The following is a 22,714-nucleotide window of genomic DNA, read 5'->3' as shown; positions in this document are numbered from 1 at the left end:
AATATAAAATATAAGAGATACTATATTGCTCTTACTTCTTTTGCAGCACAGTGATCCGGATCAAGAACAGGATCAGTATGAATAGTTGTATGTGATGGGTCTGTATCAAGACCACCTAATACATTCTTTTCAACTTCTGAGTCAAGACTTGTGACGAAGCTCTGCACTTGCAAATCTTCAAGATTCAATTTTTCACTTTTTGAATTTTTCATTTTATAAAAAATTTTGGTTAAAGCTTACTCTAATACGGTTTTCAGCATCCCCGTTGTTGCAACAATTTAAAAGTAGAAAAAAAGAAATATAAACGCAACCAAGTTGCATTTTTATTTGAGTATTACTTAATTTGGGAAATACCAAAATCTGGAGCTTAGACTTTTATGAAAAAATTCCCTTTCTACAAGCAGTTAGATAAAATGGACTGTGGCCCTACCTGTTTAAGAATGATTGCTAAGTTTTATGGAAAATCTTATTCTCTTGAAAGGCTAAGACAAAAAAGCTCTATTTCAAGAGAAGGAGTATCTCTTACGGGAATAAGTGAAGCTGCGGAAGCAATTGGGTTTAGGACTTTATCTGCACGAATGCCATATAAGGAATTAATGGATCATGCTCCCTTGCCTTGTATAGTACATTGGCGTGAAAGACATTTTATTGTAGTATATGCCTTTAAGAAAAATAAAGTCTTTGTGGCGGATCCCGCTCATGGCCTTATTAGATATTCAAAAAATGAATTTTTAGAAGGTTGGTTTAATTACAAGAAGAATAATGCTGAAACAGGAATAGCACTATTTTTTGAACCATCTCCTGAATTCTATAAAACTGATGACGATAGTGAACTAAGTAAGTCAAGTTTCAAATTCTTACTATCGTACTTAAAGCCTTATAGAAAATACTTGGTGCAATTGGTACTGGGAATGCTATTGGGTAGTATACTATTGCTCATTTTTCCCTTTCTTACTCAGGCTATAGTAGATGTAGGTATTAATAATCAAGACATAAGCTTTATTAATCTAATTCTGATTGCTCAACTGATGTTATTTTTTAGCAGAACAGCAGTAGATTTTATACGAAGCTGGATACTTCTTCATATCGGAAGCAGAGTGAATATTTTTCTCATTTCTGACTTTCTCATCAAAATGATGAAGCTCCCACTGGTTTTCTTTGATACTAAAATGGTAGGAGACCTTCTGCAGCGCATAAATGATCATAAAAGGATAGAAACCTTTCTAAGTACATCTACTCTAACCGTGTTGTTTTCCCTTTTAAATTTTCTAGTTTTTGGTGTTGTGTTAGCCTACTACGACATTCAAATTTTTAGTGTGTTCGTAATTGGTAGTGTTTTATATGCTTTCTGGATATTGGTTTTTGTAAAAAAGAGGAGAGAGCTAGATTATAAACTTTTTGATCAGCTGGCTCGAAACCGGAATACATTAATTCAACTGATTTCCGGAATGCAGGAAATACGACTCCATAACGCAGAAAGGCAAAAACGCTGGGAATGGGAGAGAATTCAGATTAAACTTTTCCAGGTAAATGTCAAAAACCTTTCACTAAACCAATATCAACAGGCTGGCTCAATTTTTATAAATGAGTTAAAAAATATACTTATAACATTTCTAGCAGCAAAATCAGTTATTGATGGTGAAATTACATTGGGGATGATGTTAGCCGTACAATATATTATAGGCCAATTAAATGCACCTCTTACTCAGTTGATGGGTTTCGTTCATACAGTACAGGATGCTAAAATAAGTCTGGAAAGATTAGCTGAAATACATGACAAAGAAAATGAAGAAGATAGCAATGAGGATAAAGTTTCCATATTTCCCGAAAATAAATCATTATTTATAAAAAAGCTTCACTTTCGTTATGAGGGTTCGCAATCTCCTGAGGTATTAAAGGATATTACGATGAGTATTGCTGAAGGCAAAATAACCGCTATTGTGGGAGCCAGTGGTAGTGGAAAAACTACGTTGGTTAAGTTATTGCTGAAAATATATAATCCTACTTCCGGGGAGCTAAAGCTCGGAGATATAAACCTGTCAAATTTTAGTAATAAAGTATGGAGAAGAAAATGTGGTTCTGTACTACAAGATGGGTATATTTTTTCGGATACGATAGCGAAAAATATAGTTATTGATGATGAAAACATTGATAGACAGCAATTAATATATGCTGTAAAAGTAGCTAACGTACAAGATTTTATTGAATCACTTCCTTTAGGTTATAATACCATGATAGGAAGAGATGGACATGGGTTAAGCCAAGGGCAAAAACAAAGAATTCTTATTGCCAGAGCTGTTTATAAAAACCCTGAGTATATATTTTTTGATGAAGCGACTAATGCCTTAGATGCAAATAATGAAAAAATAATAATGGAAAACCTGGATAGGTTTTTTGAAGGCAGAACTGTAGTAGTAGTAGCTCACAGACTGAGCACTGTTAAAAATGCTGATAAAATAATAGTTATGGATAAGGGACAGATTATTGAAGTGGGTAACCATCAGGAGTTAGCTCTGCAAAGAGGTGCATATTTTAACCTCGTTAAGAACCAGTTGGAATTAGGTAATTAAATCAATATAGTATGCCCCGGAATAAAATAGAAGATGTGCGAAGCGAAGAGGTTCAGGAGGTGTTGAGCCAAATACCTGGCTGGATCATAAGGTGGGGTATAACTGTGATTTTTGTATCAGTAGGGTTACTTCTAATAGCAAGTTGGTTTATTAAATATCCTGATACTATTTCAGCAAAGGTTATTATCACAACAGAGAGTGCACCCGCTACTATGATAGCAAGATCCAACGGCAGGTTACTCTTTTTTTCCAAAGATCAACAAAAAGTAAAGGAAGGAGATTTTCTTGCTGCTATAGAAAATCCTGCGAATATTGAAGATGTGTTTTATTTGATTAACAAGTTCAATAATCCGAATATGGATTTCAGAAAATTATTCAGTTTATCTCCAGATTCTCTGAAAGAAAATCTCAATTTAGGGTCATTGCAAAATAGCTATATTGAATTTATAAGCTTGCTTAAAAGCTCTTCATTATACAAACAACTTAACTTTTATGAAAAGCAAATCAATATTGTTCAATCAAGAATCAATAATTATAGACAGCTTAACCTGCAGTTAAAAAAGCAAAATGATATAGTATCTCAAGAGTTAGCTTTATCTAAAAAGAAGTACACTATCGATTCTATGCTTTTAAAGCAAAAAGTAATATCAGAACTTACTTTCGATGAATCAAAAAATAATTACCTGCAAAAGAAAAGGATTTTTGAATCAGCAATAGCTGACATGATTGATAATCAGATTTCGACCTCTCAGCTGGAAGCAAATCTATTAGAACTCAATATTCAACAACAGGAGAAAGAAGCAAATCTTATAAATGAAATAAAAGATTCATTTAAAACTCTGAAAAATGAGCTTGAAAAATGGAAGGAACAATATTTAATAGAGGCTCCTATTGATGGCAAGGTAGCATTGTCAAATTATTGGAGTAATAATCAATTCATTCAGGAAGGCGAAGAGCTAATGACAATTATTCCTAATTCAACAGATATATTTGGTTATACTTTGATGCCCATTTCCGGCTCAGGAAAAGTGGAGGTTGGGCAAAGAGTAAATATCAGATTTGAAAATTATCCCTCCCATGAATATGGAATGGTTACCGGAGAGGTAGAGTCAATTGGACTTTTACCAAAAGATGAGGTTTACACAGTAAGGATTGGCTTGCCAAATGGATTAATCACTAGCTATGGTAAAAAGCTTTCATTTCGACATGAGATGCAAGGAAGTGCCGAAATTGTTACTCAGAATAAGCGACTTATTTCAAGAATTTTCAATCGCTTTAAATCGCTAATAGATCGTCCAAACTAGTAGAGTAGAACTTGACCTTTCAACCAATTAATAATTAATCATATGAATTTATTTCCTCACATACTTTGTAGAATAGCTGGTGGTTCATTCAATGAATTTGCAGAAAAAATGTGTTTTCATGAACTAAAAGATATAGTTTCTTCTCAATTTTTAAATCATCAGAAAAGGAATACTGCAAAATTAGAATTTTGCGAAAATTTAAAAATTTTCATAAAGAATAAACAAGATTCAAAAATTCAAAATCTGTTACAAAACTTCAGGCGAGATGTCTATAATGATAGGCGAATAAAAGAAGAAACGGAATCGGAAATAAGAAGCGTATTTAACAGCCAATTAAATGAAGAATGGGGCAATTATCTGCAAATAGTAAAAGAACAAAAGGCTTTACAGGAGAAAGCTGAAATAGCTTATAATCAAGAAATCAATAAAACAAGAGGCAATATCAAATCTTTATTGCTAAAAGATAATTTACAAAATGGATTATTGCTATCAAGTAACACTTTGCTAGATCAAATACCGAAAATTATCAATAAACACCCAAAAGGTTATTCCAAAAAAGAAATAAAAGTAGAACTTAGCTTATTACAATATTTAAGCAGAATTTACACAAAAACATCTCCATTTAGTAGTTTCACAAATCTCACATTGGCAGAGGCTAAATCTGAAGTAGAAGAATTAATAAAGCTTACTGAACCTGCGGATAGCAAAGAATTAATCACCAGCCATGTGCGATTGAATAATTATTTATTTAAGTACCTGAAAAGCATACTTATTCAATACAGGCCTGCTTATTTAAAAATATATATAAGACCTAACCCTACTATTGAGATTAAGGAAAATCACTTTCATTACCTCACAAACATTCATAATATTGAATCTTTCCAACAAATTTCAACAAATGCTTTTTTAAACCTCTTACTTGATTTATTAAAGGAAAATAAGCAAGGGAAAAGATTTGAAGCACTTATCAATGATACTATTGATCAGGTAAATGCAACCGAAACTGAGGTGGAGAATTATATAGTGCAATTAGTAAATCTTGGTTTTTTGGAGTATAATTTTCAGGTATCCGGACTTGACCCAGATTGGGATTTAAAGATGATTGATACCTTCGGCCCCCTTATAAAAAGCAACGCCCTTATTGAAGAACTTGTACAAAGCCTTATTAGCATAAGAAAACTAATGCAAAAATATCAAAAAGCAACAGTTGAGGCACGTAAGGTGATATTGAAAGAGGTATATAGTAAATTTAAAAACGTATGTTTTAAAATTCACAAAGCAGTTGGTTTGCCTGAAGATGAAAGAGTTATAGAACACAATAACTCTTATGCTAAATCGGAAAACTCCAACAACAATAACCTTCCAGTTGATAAAGAAAGGCCAAGTGTATTCATTCATAACAATCTTTCAAAATTCAATTTTAAACCTGAGCAGTTATTATATGAAGATACTTCCCGGTCCACATCTTTATTTTTTGACAAAGAGAGTTTACAGGATTTTGTAAGCAAATTAGATGGGCTATTACAGGAGTTAAAACTATTTAAAGGGGATACCATTGAAAAATTAAAAATGCAACATTATTTCTTACAGAAATATGAAAAACAAGCTCATCCTAGTGTACTTGAATTTTATCAAAAATATTATAAAGATTTAAAATTACCCGAGCTTGCTTTGCAAGAAAACTTAAAAAAAGATTCCAAACACACAGAGCTAAATGATTTACAAAAACAATCTGAAGGGGGGAGCTTAAATGTTCAGGTAGAAAAAATACCTCCTGTTTTGGAAAAAAGATTTGAGGATATAAGAAACTGGAAAGAGAATTTTCTTCATAAAGCCTCATTCTCAGGCATAAATAAAAGTAATGAAGTAATCTTAAATAAGACAAATCTTCTTTTTCAGCCTAAAAACACCAAGGAGAGATCAAGAGGCTCATTAGGAGCATTTATACAGTTTTATGTAGAAAAGGATAAAACAGGAAAAAATAAGCTTAAAGGGGTATTAAATAATTCTTTCCCCGGCTATGGAAAAATGATGAGCCGGTTTCTTCATGTGTTTAACGACCAAGTCAGTGATGATATAAGAAAATGGAATTTAAAATTATCTGATGGAGAACTTCACTTGGAAAATTGTGACGCTTCATATTTTAATGCCAACATACATCCAAGTTTAATGCCTTATGAAATTCAAAGTCCGGGAGGAAATAATATACACTTTGAAAAAACTCAAATTCCTGTAAAGGATTTTGATATAGTTTTTAAGGAAGATGATTATGAGTTACAATTACAACATAAACCAACTGGAAAAGCAAGCTATGTATATGATTTAGGATTTCAATCGCGCAGCGGCCGGTCTAAACTCTTTCAATTATTAGACCAATTTACACTATCCGAATATTTGAGTGTTCAACCAATGATCAATTCTATTAACTCTCAAGCTAATAATACTATAGGTAAGAAAGTTAAAAGTGAACAAATTGAAATTCTACCCAGAGTAGTATATGAAGATCAGATTATTTTACAGCGAAAAAGCTGGGTAATTGTTAAACATGGTTTACCCGACAGAAAGCATGCTGAAACAAACGCAGAATTTTATTCAAGAATGCAAATATGGAGAAAAGAGCAAGGCATTCCAGATGAAGTTTTTGTATCAATCCTTAGATCTACTGAACAATCAACTATCGATAAAAGGAAGCATCTTAGTAGAGACGACTACAAACCTCAATATATAAATTTTAACAATCCTCTACTGGTCAATATTTTTGAAAAGATGACCAATAAAACATTTACAAAGCTCCGAATTCAGGAAATGTTACCTTCAAGTGAACAACTACTTGAAGTAGAAGGAAAAAAAATTGTATCGGAATTTATGGTGCAGTGGTATAATTTTTAATCAAAACCTTAAAGCGATGAAAGAATGGGTAAGTGTACATTTGTATTATACCGAGCCATGGTATAATTTTTTAGTTTATGGAGTAGGGGACTTCGTTCTAAAAATGAAAAATGAAAAAATAATTAAAGAGTTTTTCTTCATAAGATATTGGCATCAAGGTCCACATATTAGATTAAGAGTTAAATGTGATAACCAAAACACAGAATTATTACGAAGGCATGTTGATAGTTATTTCACAAATTATTTTAATATGCATCCCTCCAAGAATTTAACTACCAAACTAATTGATAATCAATTACCTAACAATAGTATACAATACATTCCTTATGCGGCAGAAATCGACAGGTATGGAGGAAAGCAAGCATTAGAGATTGCAGAAAAGCAATTTGAAGCATCTTCGCAAGTAGTACTTTCTATAATGAAGAGCAATAAAACATGGAATTATAATGAAGCTTTAGGTAAAGGGCTCTATCTTCATTTAAGCTTTGCATATGCTACAGGAATGGACTTAGCTGAAGCGGAAACCTTTTTTAAAAAAATCTTTGAGATGTGGCTACCTAAATCAGATAATTCTACCTCCCATCAAATCATACTTAAAGCATTTGTTGAAAATTATGAGTTGCAAAAAACATCGATAATGAATTCTGTTCAGAAATTATGGTTGGCCTTACAAAATAAATTTGAAATTGAACAACAGTGGCTGAAAGTGTGGATTGATCAAATGGCAGAAATTTCTAATAGACTTCAGCAGGTTCAAAAAAATAATAATTTTATCACACCAGGGAATTTTAAAAACGATGGTACTTTAAATATTGACAGCTGCATACAACAAAGATGGTATGTATATTATAGTTATGTTCATATGACTAATAACAGGCTAGGTATATTAAATAGAGATGAAGGATATTTAGCCTATATTCTTATGCGAGGATTCGAAAACTTAAAGATTTTAGAAAGCTAATCTTAAATTTTCTTTAAACATTTTAAGGTTGCTCTTCTCTTATAAAATTACTTACATTATTTAACTTAAAGCTTGATTTCTACCTTCGCGTAAAGTGGTAAATGGTCAATTATTTACCACATATAGCCCTATGTTTGAATTAGGTAAATGCAAGTTTCAGTTAATTGGCATTTACGTTATCAGTATTCCTGTTTTAAACCCGGCAAAATTTTTTGTGTAATTTTTTTCAGATCTAAATTGATCACAAAACAGCAGATAATAGGTAAGTTGACTTTCTTTAAGCAATTCTAATTGTACTTCAATGCAAAAATGTTAAAAAAGATATGTGTATTCTTTATTTCTTGCATAGATATTTCTATATTTTACCATTATTAAAACCATAACTAAAATTCAACAAAATGAAAAATTATTTGAATTTAACAACCATTTTAACCTTAGTAGCAGTATTTGTTCTTGCTGGTTGCGGAAGTAATCCATCTGAGTCAGAGGAGCATAAGGAACTTGTTAAAGCACATGATGAAATGGAGGCAAATCATAAGGAAATGGAAACTATCCATGATGAGATGGAAGCCACTCATCAGGAATTTATCGATACTCATCGCGAAATGAGCAGTGGTGAAATAGATAGCGTTCATTTGGCTATAGAGGATACTCATCAGGCCATGATAGATTCCCATGCTGAAGTAATTGATAAACATGAAGCGTTTATTCAAAAACACAAAGAACTAGAGGAAAAGCATGCTTCAGGAGAGATCACAAAAGAAGCTATGCAGGAGGATCATGAAAAAATGAAATCTGAGCATGAAATGATGCGTGAGGATCATGATGAGTTGGTAAAACAACATGAAAAAATGAAAGCTGAACATGAGCAAATGAAATCTGAACATGAGCAAATGGAAACTGAACCTAGCGAAAATAGCTAAAGGCTGGTTATATTTACGAGGTAATCAATGTTCACTAAAATAAATAGTGACCTGAGAGGAAAGCTAATTGTAGCATAAAAGCAACCGGTAGATTGATGTTATTAGTTTCGTTTTGCTGATAATGGATATAGTTAACTATTCAAAACTGCCACATTTCCAATGAGTTAATTTTAGTTGGGGTGTTGCAGTTTTTTTTTATTAATGAGCGCGCCAAAAACCAATTCTTTTGAATCTTTGCTGCGCTACGATTTAGCTCATATGCGTGAAGGCATGCCGCACTGGCTCTCGTGAACCGGCCGTTGTCCGGTTTCGAACCTCGGTTCTCATCCTGCTTGAGCAACTCACAACTTATGAGCAAAAAAGAACGGCATAAAAAAAGCCAGCAGATTGCTCTACTGGCTTATATGTCGGGGTGGCAGGATTACAACTACCCCATGCAAATCTTTATGTATCAGTAAGTTACAAGAACAAATTTCAGCAGGTTCACCGTTCAGTTCTCAATTTATCCGAACTGGTTTGAGTGCATTTGGTGAACTCCGAAACCTTTACAAATATACAAAAAAGCCTGCTGTTTAGGTTCAAATCGTGGCAAAAAGTGTTAAATTTTATTGGTAACGGGTCATATATTTTAGTGCCGTTTGACTGCCTTATTATGCCAGGTCAATCGGTGATGTAGCGCTCAACGATGGTCGCTGACAATCCGGTGAACTCGCAAAACTCATCCACACTCACAAACTGGTGTGGGTCTTTAGCGAGCTCCTCCCTGATCTTCTTCAGCAGTTTCCTTCCGTATCGTTCACTCTTACCAGTAATCCGCTGTACATCTTTTGGATAGATACAGGCTCTTTTGGTTTCGATCATACTTTATCTATGCTTCATCTATGCCTTTTGTGTACTGTAAATATATGAAATGCCATTGGCAGTTCATTTTGAACCAATCGGAATAAACGGTATTCAATGTTCCTAACCGGAACCAGTCTTTTGTCTGCCCTACGTAATTATCGGATTTTCGAAGAGTTGCAACGAAGCAACGAATCAAAATTTCAAATGATATGGCAAGACAAGCTGGGATTATCAAGTTGAAGGGCAAGGTCGGTGACATGTCCTTTTACAAAACGAAAGATGGCTACCTAGCCCGGGAAAAGGGCGGGGTGGACAAAGACCGGATCCAGAACGATCCGGCTTTTCAGAGAACCCGTGAAAACGGTGCTGAGTTTGGCCGTGCAGGTGCAGCCGGACGGACTTTGAGAACGGCCTTCAGGCCGCTTCTTCTGCGAACCTCTGACAGCCGATTGACCTCTAGGCTGACCAGGGAAATGGTGAAGGTCATCAAAGCGGATGCAACCAGTGTCAGGGGAGAACGGAATGTTCTCGATGGCGAGCTGGAGCTTCTAAAGGGCTTTGAGTTCAATGCAAACGGTCGCCTTGGAGCTACCATGTATGCGCCTTTCGATGCAAGCATTGACAGGGCCACAGGTGAAGCTGTGGTCAATGTGCCTGGCTTTGTACCCCAAAATACCATCGCTGCTCCTCAGGGTGCTACGCACCTGAAATTCGTTTCTGCTGGGGCGGAGATTGATTTTGAGGAGGATGATTTCACTTTGGTGACTTCCGAGAGCGGTGAGATTGCGATTGGCCCACAGGCCGAAGTGGCCATAAACCTGACCAATGGGTTGCCAGCAAACAGCACCAAACCGCTTTTGCTAGCCTTTGGAGTTGAGTTCTATCAGGAAGTGAATGGGAGCTTCTACCCGCTGAAAAACGGGTCTTACAACGCCTTGGCGTTGGTGGCTATTGATGGTGCTCCTGCCGCTCAACAGACCTAATTCTGGTTCGGATGGAATTGATTCTGAGAAGAGACCATCATCCGGAAGGAACGAACGGTAACCTATGCGATGGGGAGCAGCAAATCTGCTCCACCATCGAGCTTCCCTGGAGGGAAAATCAGCGAATGGTATCCTGCATCCCGGAAGGAAGGTATGAGCTGGTCAAGCGATATACCGACAAACGGGGTTGGCACCTGCTGGTGAAAAACGTCCCTAACAGGAGTGGTATCCTGTTCCACCCGGCCAATGACGCCCTGAAGGAACTGAAGGGCTGTATCGCCCCGGTTTCAAAAGTGGTTGGGCCAGGTAAAGGAATAGAATCTAAAATTGCCGATTCCAGGCTGAAAACACTTGTGTTTGAGGCCATGGATAAAGGCGAAAGTGTATTTCTCATTATTCAAAAAGCAAGTAGCGTATGACAATCATAGAAAGGGCGAAAGCCCCAACTCCAAAGTTTTTCAAAGTGCTCCGCACGATAGGTTTTTCACTGGCGGCAGCTGGTGGCGCATTGCTGGCTGCACCGATCAGTTTACCGGCCGGTATTATTGCCCTGGGCGGCTACCTCACAGTAGGTGGAGCCGTACTGACTGCAGTCAGTCAGGTGACCGTAGAGGATGGCACAAAACCGGCCAGGAAAGATGGCTAATCTGGTTAGCGGTGGCGATACGAAAGCAGGAACTGCCGGAGGCACGTTACTGAGCGTTCTTGTGAACATAAATTCCGGGGATATCCTCCAAACCTGCATTTTGGCTGCTGTCGGAGCGTTAGTGAGCTTTACCGTGTCCATCCTGCTAAAGTTGTTACTCCAATGGTTCAAAAGAAAACATCCACCTCCGAAGGGGATGTGATTCCCGCTTGTCGGGATAGTTTGTGTTCCTCTCAATGAAAAAGGCCTCCTCGTGGGGCCTTTTTTCATTCCAGGAGCATCCGGAACATAATAGCCCTCTTGACCTGCTTTACAAGCTCTACCTGCTTTTGCAGGATCTTGGCTTTCTGCTCAAAGTCCTGAAGGAGTGCCAGGGACTTCAAGTACTTCCTGCGATCTTTCATGGCTTTTTCCTGACCAGCCAGCAATACCGCTCTGGCATCACCTATCCTTATGAATGGCACAACTGATCCGGTCAGGTGTGGCGAAAACGCCTGAGCTTGCCAAAGACCGTAAGAGAGCCAGAAGTAAAAGTTTCGTGCCTCCTCAGATTCGGTGACGATGGCAAAGCAATTGGGGCATGGGGTTTCAAGTGGCTTCCCGGCATTCAGGCCTTTGGACAGGATGAAGAAATGGGGCTTGGTGCTAGTGAAGCCTTCCCGATAAGTTTTGATCTGAAAATTGTGCATAGTACGAGCATTTAAAGTTTTGCTCGCTGCGCTTCGCACACATTTCAAAAGAGAAAAGAAAAAAGGGAAAAAAAGAAAAGAGAAAGCCTTTTGTCAGGTGGGCATAGACAGGGCGGTCAAGGTTTTTTGGAAAAATACTACCCGTAGGGTGGAGATTTTTTCAAAAACCCGAAGGGCTTGACCTTGACGGTCCTGATTAGGGTCGGCCTAGTGCGGCCCGCCTAACTTAGCTGCACTCTTTGTTTTTGTTCTTCTTTGTCCGACACCAGAAAAAAAATAGCCCCCCTAAAAGGGAAGCTCTGAAAGGCACAACTCGAACCATAGAAAGCGAAGCGTATAATCTGTGATACCACAATGCTGAACGCCTGCATGGAACGGACGACCTGAGGTGCGAACGCCCGCCAGCAACCACCGGCTGCCGCAACGGACTCTAAATAATAACTTAAACATAATGCCCTTCATCACAGGAACGGTGTGATTGCGGCAAGGGCTGTGAAAAAAAAATACTACCTGAAGGGTGGAGATTTTTTTTTGAAACAGGCAAAGCGGACCCTTGCAAGCTCTCACATCCGCATGCCTGTAACTTTGCTTTATGTTTTGGTTATTTTGAACCCGCTCTAATTGATGTTATTTACAATATCTCTTTCATTCAGGTAGTTGTTCGATTCATCAAACCTCAAATCCTTTAATTCATTGTTCTCCCTGAGCTGGTCTATCATTATTCTTAACGAACGTCTTTGTCTATCCTTCCCTACTATTTGATTAAACCACTCAATACCATTATAATTTGGGGTCTCACTCCGCCTTCGGGTAAAAGTTATGATCTTGTCCAGGCCTGATTTAGGAATAATATCCCAGGATATACAAAGCATATTGATAGCTGTAAGTAACTCTTGGTTAAATGGGTGTAACCTTTTATTATCACCGGAACTGGAGGAAGGGCTATTGCCTGGAGAATGATTCTCTTGTTCATGTACCAGTGGATTAAAAAGTGGAAGTGGATCATGTTTGGTTATATCGAGAAATTCATTGGCACAATGTGTACCAACAAAAAAGTATTGAGGCGAAGCTTTATAATCTCCCCTTAGCTTGTATGAAAATGTATAGTACTTATCGTCCAATGACCCGCAACAGCCTTCTTTGTGTTGACCGTTAAGAAGTTTTATGTAGTTGACTGGTTGAATGTAATACTGTCGACAAATGTCTTCTTTTCTCTTTCTGGTTCTGCAATTCATAGTAGTAATAGTTGTTTACTGTGAAATTGAATTTAGTGCGGGAACGCAGGAAAACCAAAAAACGGCTGGCTGGCGGATGCAATGAGCGAAGTGTAACGGAGCGGGTTGCATCCCGACAGACAAGCTTCGCGAGCCGTCCTGCGAGTGGAGCAAGGGTGCCAGACCGGAAAGCTGTGAGGAACGAACAGCGGGGGATGGCTATGTGTGGAGTGGAATGCAGGGCTTTTGTATTTTTACTTTCGACAAAAGCCCGGAATGGAGCGGAACTACACAAAGGCTGGCGTGATTTTTTGCCTTTGTGCGTTGGCCAGGTATAAGCGATCGCCTTAGCGGTTGGATACCATGCGTTGATGCAAAAAGCATGACAGCCCGCAGCCCGCAGCGACCCGCAGGCGAGCAAAAACACTGGCAGCCGGTGGATGTGTTGCGGCTGAGCGGAACGAAGCGATAGCAGAGTGTAGAGAAGCGGCAAAAGCAGACAGAGTAGGCTGCCGTGAGGATGACAACCGAGCTGCAAGCAGCATGACAGGCTGGCGATAGCCACCCGAAGGGCAGCATAGCTTATTTTCTGACCTTAGAAAAAATAACACTTTCAGAAAATGGGCTGTGATGGCCTGGCATGATGCTTTGCCGAGGGCGAAAGACGAACACCGCTTTTCCTGCGTTGGGGTCAGGGTTGGGAAAAGCAAGTGTGGCACGGTATGGAATGAAGCAAAGCGGAATGGAATAACGGGCTACTCTTGCTGTGCGGTGCTGGAAGCTTGTGAGTGCAGCACAGCGGAATGAGCAGGCTGGAGGCACATGGGTATGGGGAGGTCACCCGTAAATGTCATCGAACTCTGAGTAATTTTTGTAACCCTTACCTCTGTTAATCCTCCCTTGTTTTGTATTGTCAATGCGCTTTTGAAGGAATAGACATAACGACTCAAATTGTGTTTCTGGGACTTGATAGGCACTGGCCTTGAATTCCTTCTTGATAATGCCCCAGATAGCTGCATAATTCATCTTTGATTTACCGACATCTCCTTCCTTATATTCATTGTACCGGTCAATCAGATGCTTCACATAGTTTTTCAATTCCGCTTTTTTACCAATGGCACCATCAGCGAATTCCATCTTTGGTTTGCTTCGGGATTTATAAACAATGGTCTGTGCACTGATCGAATTGGCCACTGTAGAGTTAGCCACATTGCCTTTGATGTTGATGGTATTTGATGACTTTGCACTGGATTTGCCTTTAGCTTTAATCATAAGATAGTTCTTGATTTGTTTGACCTCCTCCTCACTAATGTCACCTTTTGTAACCTTAGAATGGCAAATCGGGCAAAGCATCAAAAGATTGTCAGGGGAATTGTTCTCCGGATTTTCGTCAATATGATGAATTTCAAAATGATCTACATTCTGATCATCACAGATTGGACATTGGGAGTTAATCTCTTGTTGTAAAAGAGATTTCGTTTTTTGGGGTATGGATTTTCGAGTTTTTGCCATGGTCTAGCTTTGCTTCAATAGTTCATATAATTGCTGATTGATGAAAATATTCTCTTTGCCGATAGGTTCGAGTTTCAGTATTCCAATGGATTCCAAAGTCTTTAAGTATCTGGAAGCGGCTTTTCTTTCTACACCCAACCCATTGGAGATATATTCTATTTTGGTATAGGGGTGGACAAATAATTGCTCGATTAAATCCTTAGAATAGATTTTCGGGGCTTCATGTTTTACTTTATCCTGTATCTCATTGAAGATGCCGTTGATCCCGTGGATCTGGGAAATGGCTTTTGTAGCAGTATCCTCAATTGCTTTGAGGATAAACAATATCCAACCTTCCCAATTGGCTTTAGTCCTCACCTCTTGTAGCAATTTGTAGTAAGCTCCTTTGTGGTCTATGATGTAGCCGCTGAGGTACAGCATGGGTATTTCCAACAGATTGTGAAGTATGAGGTAAAGCACGTTGATAATCCTTCCCGTCCGGCCATTGCCGTCATAGAAAGGGTGGATGCTTTCGAACTGGTAGTGTTGTATGGCCATCCTGATCAGGGGTGACATTGCATCGGGTTCATCGTTAATAAAGTCTTCCAGATTTTTCATCAGTCTGACGATTACTTCCTTATCATCTGGCGGTGTATAAATTGTTTTCCCGGTCAGATCATTTTTCAAAGAAGTACCTGGTAGCTGCCTGATCCCGGCCTCATTCTCTTCCAGTATAGCCTGAATGCGAGCAATACCATTGGTATTCAGGAAGCCTTTCTTTTTAATTTCCTCAAAACCATAGAGCAGGGCTTCCCTGTACCGAAGGACTTCCTTGGTAGAAGGATCAATTGTCATTGACTTGGCGGCTAAAGCCTGATAGAGCTTATCGTGTGTGGTAATGATATTCTCCACCTCAGAGCTGGCCTGTGCTTCTTTAAGTACAATGGCATTGATCAAAATACCCTGATTGGGTAAGGTTCTTGCCAATCCCTTCAACTCAGCAAGGGCAACCGCTGCTTTACTTTCCTGTTTGAGGATTTCTATAGTCTCCACCTTTTCCACCGGAGGGGGTAGAAGAGGTAAATCATTGAATGGCTTTGAGGGATCTATATTCTTCATTTTATAAATTACGTGAGACAAAAATACGAAAATTGGGACATGAAACAAGTTATATGTACCATCATGGGACATGAGACAAAAACCTTAAGAATAGAACATGAAAACCTAAACATGTACCACGATGGGACATGTTCATACCCGCTTATCCTTCGCCTCCTTACCGAAGGCAATCACGTTCATCATCTCCCTTAATCTACTCCTTACCCGATTGCCGTAGCAGTTTTCGATTTCACTGGCTGAAAGATTGGTGGTGGCATGGGTGAGCATGTGACGGCTGATGAACATATCGTAGCGGCTTAGAAGGATCTCAGCCATTACGTTGGTTTCGTTTCCATAATATTTGATGTTGGACTCTACTCCCAGATCATCAAAGCAATAGGCTTTCGAGATCAGCTCTCCACCTGTCTGCTGGAAGGCTGCTTTGGAATATTTGTTAATAGTAGAATAGCCGTCCTGAATGAATTCCAGGGTGATGTCACGAGCAGATTTGATGATGTACTGCTCTTTGGGTGCGAGCATAAAGCGAAGCAGGGTCATCAGGGAGGTTTTACCACAGCCGACCGGACCTGTGATCAAGATGCCTTTGTGGAGGTCAATGCCATGCTTTTCGGCATTGACCTCATCACGGTAAAAATAGACCAGGAGCTTGAACAGGATAAGATGATCTTCCCTCCATATCCTGAATTTTTGGCTGACGTATTCTTTTCCTGCCTTTTCAAAGAATTCAAGGCATTTATCGAACTGAATGATGTTGCTTTGAACACCCTCCTGCTTTAGCCTATCTTTTGCCACTGAGGCCTTAGAGCGGCTCGCCATAGTCTTTGCCGGTTCCTGTGTGGAGGTTTCCGGGTTTAGGACCTGATTGATGGTTTCGCTGATTTTTTGCATTGGTATTAAATTTTTGAGCGTTCAGCATCCAGTTACGGGCGGCTGCTTTCCAGTCTTTCATTTTGGAGCGGCCTCCTACCAGCCAGCCATTGCTCTGGAAGTAGTTGTAAAACTTCTCCGCCTCCACAGGTGGGTAGCCCTTTTCTTCAAAGTAGATTTTGACATGCTCTTCCAGTGGGGGAATGTCCGGGCCAAAGCCTGATGCTTCTTTTTTCTTTTGGCGCAACTTTTTCCCGACATCAGCCGGGATTTCGTTCGCCTGTGGCGAGCTCAACTTTCTTTTCATTTCCAAATCATTTGAATCGATCTCCATTTTTTTTGAATGCTCACCCAAGTTTGTTTCGTTTTCATAGTTTAAAGGGTTTGTATTGTTTGTATAAGGTCTCACAGCAATTTCACTGCCTGTATCAGTACCCTTATCATCACCTTTATCAAAACTGTACAGGTAAATGAGGCTGCCCCGATGCGGATTGTATGACGGTTCATAACGGATATACCCGAATTGATCCAACTGTTTCAGACACTTGGTGTAGGTGTTCACTGAGCCAATTTTTGACAACCTCATCAGCTCGTCCCTGGATACAGAAATGGGGTTCTTGAAAAAGTTGAGGTTCCACCGCCTGAACAAGGCCATATACAAACTGATGTGGTAGGGCGTGAGCCTGGTATCTGCATCCATCTGCTGGAACGCTGCGGAAAGGTGCCTGATGTAGTTCATACCCGCCCATGTGTTTTTACCTTAAGCGGTTTTGAAACTTATTAGATTGGAGCATGGACTGAATGTCAGCATAGTCGTAATAGATCACTCCACCAATCTTTGTAAAGGGTAATGTGCCGTTTACCCGCAGGTTCTGCAATGTACCTGGTGAGATGCTAAGGAGCTTGCGGACTTCATAGGACTTTAACCATTTCTTGGATGGCTGTCCTGAATGCTCTTTAAGTAATCTTTTTAAATCTTCCAGGAGTTCGATCTTGAACTCTCGAAGGTCATCTGTGGTAATAACTTCTGTTGCCATTTCTTAACAAATGTTGATTGAACAGCGAAGGTGTTACCGTTTAGTGGGTTTTATTCACAAGTCAAACCGAAGTTGGGAAAGATTTTTAGCTATTTCTCATCAGCTTCATCCATTCTACGGATGACACTTTCTTTGAGGGAATCCAGGAACTTGGTACGTCCGGTCTTGCGAATCCTTATTTCAAGAAATGTACGATGATATTGTCCAAGGTCTATATCAAACAAATCCTCAAAGAAAGCAGCAATTTCTTTGAGATCAGCAATCCCATTATTAAATACACCCCTGGCCTGTAACGCATACATCAATTCAATTAGCGCCACCTTGGAATCCGTCCAAGCCAGTTTCACCTTCGGTTCAACTTGTGATTTTCCGTTGTTTATGTCCCTCATATCCAATTTATTCAATTCATCTTCCAGATAGACGTTGAGCAGGTCATTGGCCAGGATGTTAGAAACCTTAAAATCATGGCTGGTAGAAAAATTAGGATCGGTTTCAAAGAAGAAGGAATCAAGCGTTAACCTTATGTCCTGTTTGCCCCGGACAAAGTATTTGTGATCCAGGTAATTACTGTGGGTACGATAGTAGCGGTAAAATTCCAGGTTGTTATCAAAGTACCGTTTGAGCTTGTCCAATTCATTCTGGTAGTACTTGCGTCTTACCTTAATTCCACCATTCGGCTTGTTGGTTTCAATATTGAACACACTCAAATGATAGATTAGCTTGCTGATGAACTTGGGTTTGATCTCCTTGAAAAACGAGATTTCATCATTTTGTGAAACCAATGGTTTCTGTTGCAAATCATCTCTCAACTGGTTGATGGCCTGAAGCACTGTCTGAAAACTTTGCTCAGATTTTTTGAGAATGTTGTCTTCTTCCAGATCAATCATTCTAAGCCTGTCCTCTAAATCTTCATATAGCTGGTCATTGTTGAACATTCGCAATTATTGATTCACCACTCAGTGTACATTGCTTACCGACAGATACAAACCACCGAGATAAAGAAATCTCGACTTCATACACTGAGGCCTCCAGCAAGTTTTCAACCGGCTTTTGCCATTATTTTCTGTGCCCTTCAAACCTCCCATGGGGTTTTCAATTGCGGAAATATCAAGCGGCTCCAGTGCTATTTCCAATGGTTTAGTCTATTTAAATTTCTGTATTTCAAAATCGTCAAAGTACGTCACGGCATCTGCTTTTGTCCAAAAACCCACTTTACCGGCTTTTGTGAAGGTTTTGTCCTGCACTTTGAAAAGTTCCTTATCGTCAAGAAATACCGTGAATACATCGTCTTTTACTGTTAACTTCAGTGTGTGCCACTGGTTTCCCATTGGGGGAACGTCAACCCCATATGTCCTTCCTTTGCCCGCCAGTGGCAAGTCGGTGCGTTTGCCGTCTTCCACCTTGTACAATACCACATTATCTTCGAGCGGATTGGCCCGCACCACGTAATAGTTGTACTTATCTGTGAAGCGCCACACAAAGCCGCCTCCCTGGTCGTGATTGCCGGTAACACCCTTTAGCCGGGCAGTAAGTACCATGTCCTTGGCTACAATGCCATCATTTACAATCACATTAAAGTGGTTGTTGGGATTGTCGCTGTACAATTGTGCCAGCACTTTGTTTCCATTATCCTCTGCAACTTTCCATTCCGTGCCATCCGATCCTGTATAATATTCTGACCATTGAGCTGGCAGTTGACCGGCAGTATTATTTTCAAAATCAAACAGGGTTGTTTCTTCCGGATTCAATGAGTCTGTGGATTGTGCTTGTTCATTCCCGTCTATCGTACGAGCAGGGGATTCTTGGCTTTGTTCGTTCGAGCCTTCTGATTTTGGGTTACCACATGCAACTGCTATCAAAGCAGATGCGATTAACGGCACTACATATTTTGCTGTTGTTTTCATAATTTCTTCTTTTTTATGTTTTTATAAATGATCTTACAAATCTGGATGATGAATGGCTTATTTCTTCTTTTGATCCGGCAGCCTCTATTTTTCCGGCATTCATGACCACTATGTAATCACCTGTGTTCATAGCTTCTTTTTGGTCATGTGTAACATACAGCATAGTGAACTGTTGCTGTCGCTGAATATCTTTCATATGCTGAAGAATGCGCTCTTTTAAATGAGCATCAATATTGGCCAGTGGCTCATCCATAAGGAGTATCTCCGGTTGCATGGCCAGGGAGCGTGCAATGGCTACCATTTGCTTCTGTCCACCGGAAAGCTGATGCGGGTATTTTGGGGCTTTATCACTTATCCCAAATAAGTCCAGTAATTCAGCTACTTTACCTTTCACATTCTTTTCTTTGTTCTCTTTTAATCCGAAGGCGATGTTATCATACACCGTAAAATGCGGCCAAAGTGCTAAGTCCTGAAAAACGAAACCTATTTTACGTTGATGGGGCGGAATGAGAATTGCCCCATTTTCACTTACCACCGTTTCGCTTATTTTTATTACACCTTTTGCAGGCTTTTCCAGTCCGGCAACCAGGCGCAATACCGTAGTTTTACCACAGCCGGAAGGCCCCAGCAGACAAGTTCTTTTTCCCTGCTCAAAAGAAAATGAGAAATCCTGCAAGACTTCTTTATCCTCATAGCTGTGCATAATATGTTCGAGGGTAATCTTATACATACTGAAATTTTTTAAATATCCATTTACCAAAAACAAAGAGCAAAAGGATTAAAAAAACCGTCACCCCCAGGTTGATCAGTGTCATGCTGCTGGTGAGGGCCTGGGGTGCATTAGCACTAATAGCGAACGTTTTTACCTGCATCAGCTCCATGCCGGGTGGATAAACCATCATCGTGGCCCCCAATTCTCCCAAACACAAGATGAAGGATAAGACGAATGCGGTAAACAAGGACGGTATGAGCAAAGGCAGGCTGATCTTTAGAAATATTTTCTTTGAAGGAATCCCTGCCACAGATGCTGCTTCTTCAAAGGAAACGGGTATTTGTTTGATACCATTACCTATTATCCTGGATGCGATAAAGCCAAACTTTCCCAGGTACGCTATCAACAGGATGAGCGAAGTGCCATAGATGAAGTTCACGGCAGGAAGGTTATAATGCCGTATCAATGCTATTCCCAGCACGGTGGAAGGAACAATGAAAGTTAGCAAAAGCAACAAATCGGGCAGTTTGTGGTTCCTTCGTTCTTTACCGTAAGCCGTCCATAGCCCAATGATGGTGATAATGCAAGCTCCCGCAAAGGCAAGTTTGACAGATTGAAAAGCAGCGGGGCGTATAAGCTCCCATGCCTGGGCAAAAAACATTGTCCTCCCGGTTAGAGATTGTACCGTTAGCATAAGAGCAGGCATCAGCAAAGATGAAACCAGCAACATCCAGAGGAAACTGTGCAACATTATCTTGCGATTTCCGGCATGGTATTTTTTAGAAACGCTTCCTTTTACCGATACGGAAAAGAAAGGTGCATCTGATAAATAACGAGCTTCTGACAGCATGAAAAGAAGACAGATAAGCAGCAGTATAACCGACTGCCCAATAGCCAGCGGGAAATTATAAAGGGCGGAAAACTGTGTGAATATCTCGGTGGTAAAGGTACGCACACAAAAAAAGGCGGGAACGGAAAAATCGCTTAGGCTGAATATCAGGCTAAGCAAAAAGGAGATGGTCAGTGCAGGGCGGATAAGGGGGAGTATGATCTTTATCATCATTTTCCTGAAAGAGACGGTCATTAATCCCGCTTCTTCATAGCCGGCATGAATTTGGGATAAAGCACTTCCGGTAATCAGCATCGCCAGAGGGAAAAAGACAATGGTATGTACCAGGATCACCCCTGCTTCCGAATAGATAGCGGCTGTATTTCCCAATAACCAGAAAAACCCGTCTTTCCATGCCACTGCAAAAATGTAGGGAGAAATAAGTAATGGCAATAGCAATGTCAACTTGTAAAATCCGCTAAATGGAAATTGAAACTTGTAAAGCAGAAAGGCACAAATAGTTCCGGTAAGCGTTGCCAGCAGCGCTACTATACCGGACATCAGAAGGCTTTTCCCGATAAGCAGCAGGTTTTCCCGGTTGATGATGGAAAGCAGGACCGTATCTTCTCCCGCTGTCAACCATTGCAAAAGCAGCAGCATAATCGGCAATGCCAGCAGCAGGAAGAGCAGCAGAAAAGAAACGAATCGTATGATATTTTTGCCTATTGTTCTGTCCATGCTTTTAACCAGGGTTGTATGACTTGCAGTTTTTCAGAAGTTGTTTTGTAATCAATTTTCATTGGTTGGATGTTGTCTAAGGAAGGAACGTTCTCCGGTACTTCCGTTCCCTTGATCAGCGGCATCTGTGCACAGGATTTGGCCAGTTTCGTTTCCGTTTCCCGTGTCAGCAGGTAGTTAATGAGCTTTTCCCCGTTTTCATTTTGAGGCGAACCTTTAATAAGACTAAGGGCATTGGGCATGATGAGCGTCCCGATACCATTTTCCTGTTGATCCAGAAAAATGTAATCCACTTCATCACTTTCTTTTTTAGCTTCAAAAGCATCATCGGTATCGGTAAGGCCAAAAGCCATTTCTCCGTTCATCACCCGCTTTTTAACGTCCCCATTGCTGGCAGCTACCACCGCTCCATTTGTTTTAATATCATTCATCCACTGTTTGGCTTTTTCATCGCCCAATGACTCAAACAAAGCAGCCATGTGGAAAGTGGTGGTGCCGAACAAGGGGTTGGCGATGGAAAAGCGGCCTTTGAAGCGGGGTTTTGTGAAGTCAAGAATAGACCTGGGCAATGAATCAGGTGGGATAAGCGTCTTGTTATAGATCAGCACCCTGGCCCTTGCTGAAAAACCAATCCAATGGCTATCTTTTTCTTTGAAGTGATCAGGGATGAGCCGGGTTTGCTCCGATTGATAAGGTTTCGTAATATCCCTGGATTGCAACACGCTATTACGCACCGGATCGCCACTCCAGAGCACATCGCACTGTGGGTTATCTTTCTCAGCAATCAATCGGTTCATTACCCCGGTGGACTTGGTTTCTTCGGTATCATACACCGCTTTTACTTTAATGCCGGTTTCTCTTTCAAAATCCTTCAACACCGGTTCCGAAAAGACCTGGTCAACGGTACAGTAAACGGTTACTTCATCTGGTGAAAGGTTACATGCGGTGAACATTAGCATGAACAGTACAATCGTATTAAACAGGTGTCTCATATC

23 protein-coding genes are annotated in these 22,714 nt (G+C 39.9%); 9 read left to right on the top strand and 14 right to left on the bottom strand.

What is annotated here, in order from left to right; all coding sequences use genetic code 11:
* Positions 1-20 precede the first annotated feature (20 nt).
* Entirely contained in the window at positions 21-212 is a 192-nt protein-coding gene (locus IEV85_RS23010; protein WP_188467625.1) for a pinensin family lanthipeptide, read from the bottom strand.
* Positions 213-377: 165 nt separating this feature from the next.
* Between IEV85_RS23010 and IEV85_RS23005 the strand changes: the two genes are divergently transcribed.
* From IEV85_RS23005 to IEV85_RS22985, 5 genes are all read left to right on the top strand, one after another.
* Positions 378-2,570: a peptidase domain-containing ABC transporter gene (locus IEV85_RS23005; RefSeq protein ID WP_188467624.1), complete on the top strand. Its 2,193-nt coding sequence runs from the start codon at positions 378-380 to the stop codon at positions 2,568-2,570.
* An 11-nt stretch (positions 2,571-2,581) separates the two neighbouring features.
* Positions 2,582-3,874: a putative HlyD family type I secretion protein gene (locus tag IEV85_RS23000; protein ID WP_188467623.1), complete on the top strand. Its 1,293-nt coding sequence runs from the start codon at positions 2,582-2,584 to the stop codon at positions 3,872-3,874.
* Between the two features lie 42 nt (positions 3,875-3,916).
* The gene (locus tag IEV85_RS22995) at positions 3,917-6,763 is read left to right on the top strand and encodes a lantibiotic dehydratase (RefSeq protein ID WP_188467622.1); all 2,847 of its coding nucleotides are present in this window, start codon (positions 3,917-3,919) and stop codon (positions 6,761-6,763) included.
* A 16-nt stretch (positions 6,764-6,779) separates the two neighbouring features.
* Positions 6,780-7,724, top strand: coding sequence for a thiopeptide-type bacteriocin biosynthesis protein (locus IEV85_RS22990; RefSeq protein ID WP_188467621.1), 945 nt, complete (start codon positions 6,780-6,782; stop codon positions 7,722-7,724).
* 398 nt (positions 7,725-8,122) lie between these two features.
* Positions 8,123-8,647, top strand: coding sequence for a hypothetical protein (locus IEV85_RS22985; RefSeq protein ID WP_188467620.1), 525 nt, complete (start codon positions 8,123-8,125; stop codon positions 8,645-8,647).
* A gap of 660 nt (positions 8,648-9,307) precedes the next feature.
* Here IEV85_RS22985 and IEV85_RS22980 read toward each other — a convergent pair.
* Positions 9,308-9,508, bottom strand: coding sequence for a hypothetical protein (locus tag IEV85_RS22980; protein ID WP_229712704.1), 201 nt, complete (start codon positions 9,506-9,508; stop codon positions 9,308-9,310).
* Between the two features lie 191 nt (positions 9,509-9,699).
* Between IEV85_RS22980 and IEV85_RS22975 the strand changes: the two genes are divergently transcribed.
* From IEV85_RS22975 to IEV85_RS22965, 3 genes are read left to right on the top strand one after another with little or no spacing between them, the layout of a single operon-like run.
* Entirely contained in the window at positions 9,700-10,473 is a 774-nt protein-coding gene (locus IEV85_RS22975) for a hypothetical protein (protein ID WP_188467619.1), read from the top strand.
* A gap of 11 nt (positions 10,474-10,484) precedes the next feature.
* On the top strand, positions 10,485-10,892 hold the full coding sequence (locus IEV85_RS22970; RefSeq protein ID WP_188467618.1) for a DUF5675 family protein: 408 nt from the start codon (positions 10,485-10,487) through the stop codon (positions 10,890-10,892).
* Complete coding sequence (locus IEV85_RS22965; protein ID WP_188467617.1) at positions 10,889-11,119, top strand: hypothetical protein; 231 nt, start codon at positions 10,889-10,891, stop codon at positions 11,117-11,119. Before IEV85_RS22970 ends, IEV85_RS22965 begins: the two co-directional genes overlap by 4 nt.
* A gap of 266 nt (positions 11,120-11,385) precedes the next feature.
* Here IEV85_RS22965 and IEV85_RS22960 read toward each other — a convergent pair whose 3' ends face one another.
* Both IEV85_RS22960 and IEV85_RS22955 read right to left on the bottom strand, forming a co-directional pair.
* Positions 11,386-11,808, bottom strand: a complete 423-nt coding sequence (locus tag IEV85_RS22960; protein ID WP_188467616.1) for a DUF6943 family protein — start codon at positions 11,806-11,808, stop codon at positions 11,386-11,388.
* Between the two features lie 617 nt (positions 11,809-12,425).
* The gene (locus IEV85_RS22955; RefSeq protein WP_188467615.1) at positions 12,426-13,043 is read right to left on the bottom strand and encodes a hypothetical protein; all 618 of its coding nucleotides are present in this window, start codon (positions 13,041-13,043) and stop codon (positions 12,426-12,428) included.
* Between the two features lie 35 nt (positions 13,044-13,078).
* On the opposite strand from IEV85_RS22955, the gene IEV85_RS22950 reads away from it, so the two are divergent.
* A complete protein-coding gene (locus tag IEV85_RS22950) occupies positions 13,079-13,360 on the top strand; it encodes a hypothetical protein (protein ID WP_188467614.1) in 282 nt (93 codons plus the stop codon).
* A gap of 499 nt (positions 13,361-13,859) precedes the next feature.
* On the opposite strand, the gene IEV85_RS22945 is transcribed toward IEV85_RS22950, so the two are convergent.
* From IEV85_RS22945 to IEV85_RS22900, 10 genes are all read right to left on the bottom strand, one after another.
* Positions 13,860-14,534 (bottom strand): HNH endonuclease signature motif containing protein, encoded by a 675-nt coding sequence (locus IEV85_RS22945; protein WP_188467613.1) that lies wholly within the window; start codon positions 14,532-14,534, stop codon positions 13,860-13,862.
* A 3-nt stretch (positions 14,535-14,537) separates the two neighbouring features.
* Positions 14,538-15,632, bottom strand: coding sequence for a Fic family protein (locus IEV85_RS22940; protein WP_188467612.1), 1,095 nt, complete (start codon positions 15,630-15,632; stop codon positions 14,538-14,540).
* Positions 15,633-15,764: 132 nt separating this feature from the next.
* A complete protein-coding gene (locus tag IEV85_RS22935) occupies positions 15,765-16,520 on the bottom strand; it encodes a P-loop NTPase family protein (RefSeq protein ID WP_229712703.1) in 756 nt (251 codons plus the stop codon).
* Entirely contained in the window at positions 16,432-17,238 is an 807-nt protein-coding gene (locus IEV85_RS22930; protein WP_188467611.1) for a transcriptional regulator, read from the bottom strand. The genes IEV85_RS22935 and IEV85_RS22930 overlap by 89 nt, the downstream gene beginning before the upstream one ends.
* 16 nt (positions 17,239-17,254) lie before the next feature.
* The gene (locus tag IEV85_RS22925; RefSeq protein WP_188467610.1) at positions 17,255-17,536 is read right to left on the bottom strand and encodes a helix-turn-helix domain-containing protein; all 282 of its coding nucleotides are present in this window, start codon (positions 17,534-17,536) and stop codon (positions 17,255-17,257) included.
* A gap of 89 nt (positions 17,537-17,625) precedes the next feature.
* Positions 17,626-18,471 (bottom strand): RteC domain-containing protein, encoded by an 846-nt coding sequence (locus tag IEV85_RS22920; RefSeq protein WP_188467609.1) that lies wholly within the window; start codon positions 18,469-18,471, stop codon positions 17,626-17,628.
* A 207-nt stretch (positions 18,472-18,678) separates the two neighbouring features.
* Positions 18,679-19,440, bottom strand: coding sequence for a hypothetical protein (locus IEV85_RS22915; RefSeq protein WP_188467608.1), 762 nt, complete (start codon positions 19,438-19,440; stop codon positions 18,679-18,681).
* Between the two features lie 13 nt (positions 19,441-19,453).
* Entirely contained in the window at positions 19,454-20,170 is a 717-nt protein-coding gene (locus IEV85_RS22910) for an ABC transporter ATP-binding protein (protein ID WP_188467607.1), read from the bottom strand.
* On the bottom strand, positions 20,163-21,719 hold the full coding sequence (locus tag IEV85_RS22905; protein WP_188467606.1) for an ABC transporter permease subunit: 1,557 nt from the start codon (positions 21,717-21,719) through the stop codon (positions 20,163-20,165). Before IEV85_RS22905 ends, IEV85_RS22910 begins: the two co-directional genes overlap by 8 nt.
* Positions 21,704-22,711 carry an extracellular solute-binding protein gene (locus IEV85_RS22900; protein WP_188467605.1) on the bottom strand — a complete coding sequence of 336 codons (1,008 nt, stop codon included), beginning with the start codon at positions 22,709-22,711 and terminating at the stop codon, positions 21,704-21,706. Before IEV85_RS22900 ends, IEV85_RS22905 begins: the two co-directional genes overlap by 16 nt.
* Positions 22,712-22,714: the final 3 nt, after the last annotated feature.

It is taken from the genome of Marivirga lumbricoides, from assembly GCF_014636295.1.
GTDB lineage: Bacteria > Bacteroidota > Bacteroidia > Cytophagales > Cyclobacteriaceae > Marivirga > Marivirga lumbricoides.
This window is presented reverse-complemented; position numbering and strand designations above follow the sequence as displayed.

Excerpts from the sequence above, each read along its gene's own strand:
- IEV85_RS22915 (WP_188467608.1), bottom strand. The coding sequence starts at position 19,440 with ATGAAAACAACAGCAAAATATGTAGTGCCGTTAATCGCATCTGCTTTG.
- IEV85_RS22930 (WP_188467611.1), bottom strand. The coding sequence starts at position 17,238 with ATGAACTACATCAGGCACCTTTCCGCAGCGTTCCAGCAGATGGATGCA.
- IEV85_RS22980 (WP_229712704.1), bottom strand. The coding sequence starts at position 9,508 with ATGATCGAAACCAAAAGAGCCTGTATCTATCCAAAAGATGTACAGCGG.
- IEV85_RS22920 (WP_188467609.1), bottom strand. The coding sequence starts at position 18,471 with ATGTTCAACAATGACCAGCTATATGAAGATTTAGAGGACAGGCTTAGA.
- IEV85_RS22945 (WP_188467613.1), bottom strand. The coding sequence starts at position 14,534 with ATGGCAAAAACTCGAAAATCCATACCCCAAAAAACGAAATCTCTTTTA.
- IEV85_RS23010 (WP_188467625.1), bottom strand. The coding sequence starts at position 212 with ATGAAAAATTCAAAAAGTGAAAAATTGAATCTTGAAGATTTGCAAGTG.
- IEV85_RS22900 (WP_188467605.1), bottom strand. The coding sequence starts at position 22,711 with ATGAGACACCTGTTTAATACGATTGTACTGTTCATGCTAATGTTCACC.
- IEV85_RS22965 (WP_188467617.1), top strand. The coding sequence starts at position 10,889 with ATGACAATCATAGAAAGGGCGAAAGCCCCAACTCCAAAGTTTTTCAAA.
- IEV85_RS23005 (WP_188467624.1), top strand. The coding sequence starts at position 378 with ATGAAAAAATTCCCTTTCTACAAGCAGTTAGATAAAATGGACTGTGGC.
- IEV85_RS22910 (WP_188467607.1), bottom strand. The coding sequence starts at position 20,170 with ATGTATAAGATTACCCTCGAACATATTATGCACAGCTATGAGGATAAA.
- IEV85_RS22995 (WP_188467622.1), top strand. The coding sequence starts at position 3,917 with ATGAATTTATTTCCTCACATACTTTGTAGAATAGCTGGTGGTTCATTC.
- IEV85_RS22935 (WP_229712703.1), bottom strand. The coding sequence starts at position 16,520 with ATGCAAAAAATCAGCGAAACCATCAATCAGGTCCTAAACCCGGAAACC.
- IEV85_RS22940 (WP_188467612.1), bottom strand. The coding sequence starts at position 15,632 with ATGAAGAATATAGATCCCTCAAAGCCATTCAATGATTTACCTCTTCTA.
- IEV85_RS22925 (WP_188467610.1), bottom strand. The coding sequence starts at position 17,536 with ATGGCAACAGAAGTTATTACCACAGATGACCTTCGAGAGTTCAAGATC.
- IEV85_RS22985 (WP_188467620.1), top strand. The coding sequence starts at position 8,123 with ATGAAAAATTATTTGAATTTAACAACCATTTTAACCTTAGTAGCAGTA.
- IEV85_RS22970 (WP_188467618.1), top strand. The coding sequence starts at position 10,485 with ATGGAATTGATTCTGAGAAGAGACCATCATCCGGAAGGAACGAACGGT.
- IEV85_RS22955 (WP_188467615.1), bottom strand. The coding sequence starts at position 13,043 with ATGAATTGCAGAACCAGAAAGAGAAAAGAAGACATTTGTCGACAGTAT.
- IEV85_RS22990 (WP_188467621.1), top strand. The coding sequence starts at position 6,780 with ATGAAAGAATGGGTAAGTGTACATTTGTATTATACCGAGCCATGGTAT.
- IEV85_RS22905 (WP_188467606.1), bottom strand. The coding sequence starts at position 21,719 with ATGGACAGAACAATAGGCAAAAATATCATACGATTCGTTTCTTTTCTG.
- IEV85_RS22960 (WP_188467616.1), bottom strand. The coding sequence starts at position 11,808 with ATGCACAATTTTCAGATCAAAACTTATCGGGAAGGCTTCACTAGCACC.
- IEV85_RS22975 (WP_188467619.1), top strand. The coding sequence starts at position 9,700 with ATGGCAAGACAAGCTGGGATTATCAAGTTGAAGGGCAAGGTCGGTGAC.
- IEV85_RS23000 (WP_188467623.1), top strand. The coding sequence starts at position 2,582 with ATGCCCCGGAATAAAATAGAAGATGTGCGAAGCGAAGAGGTTCAGGAG.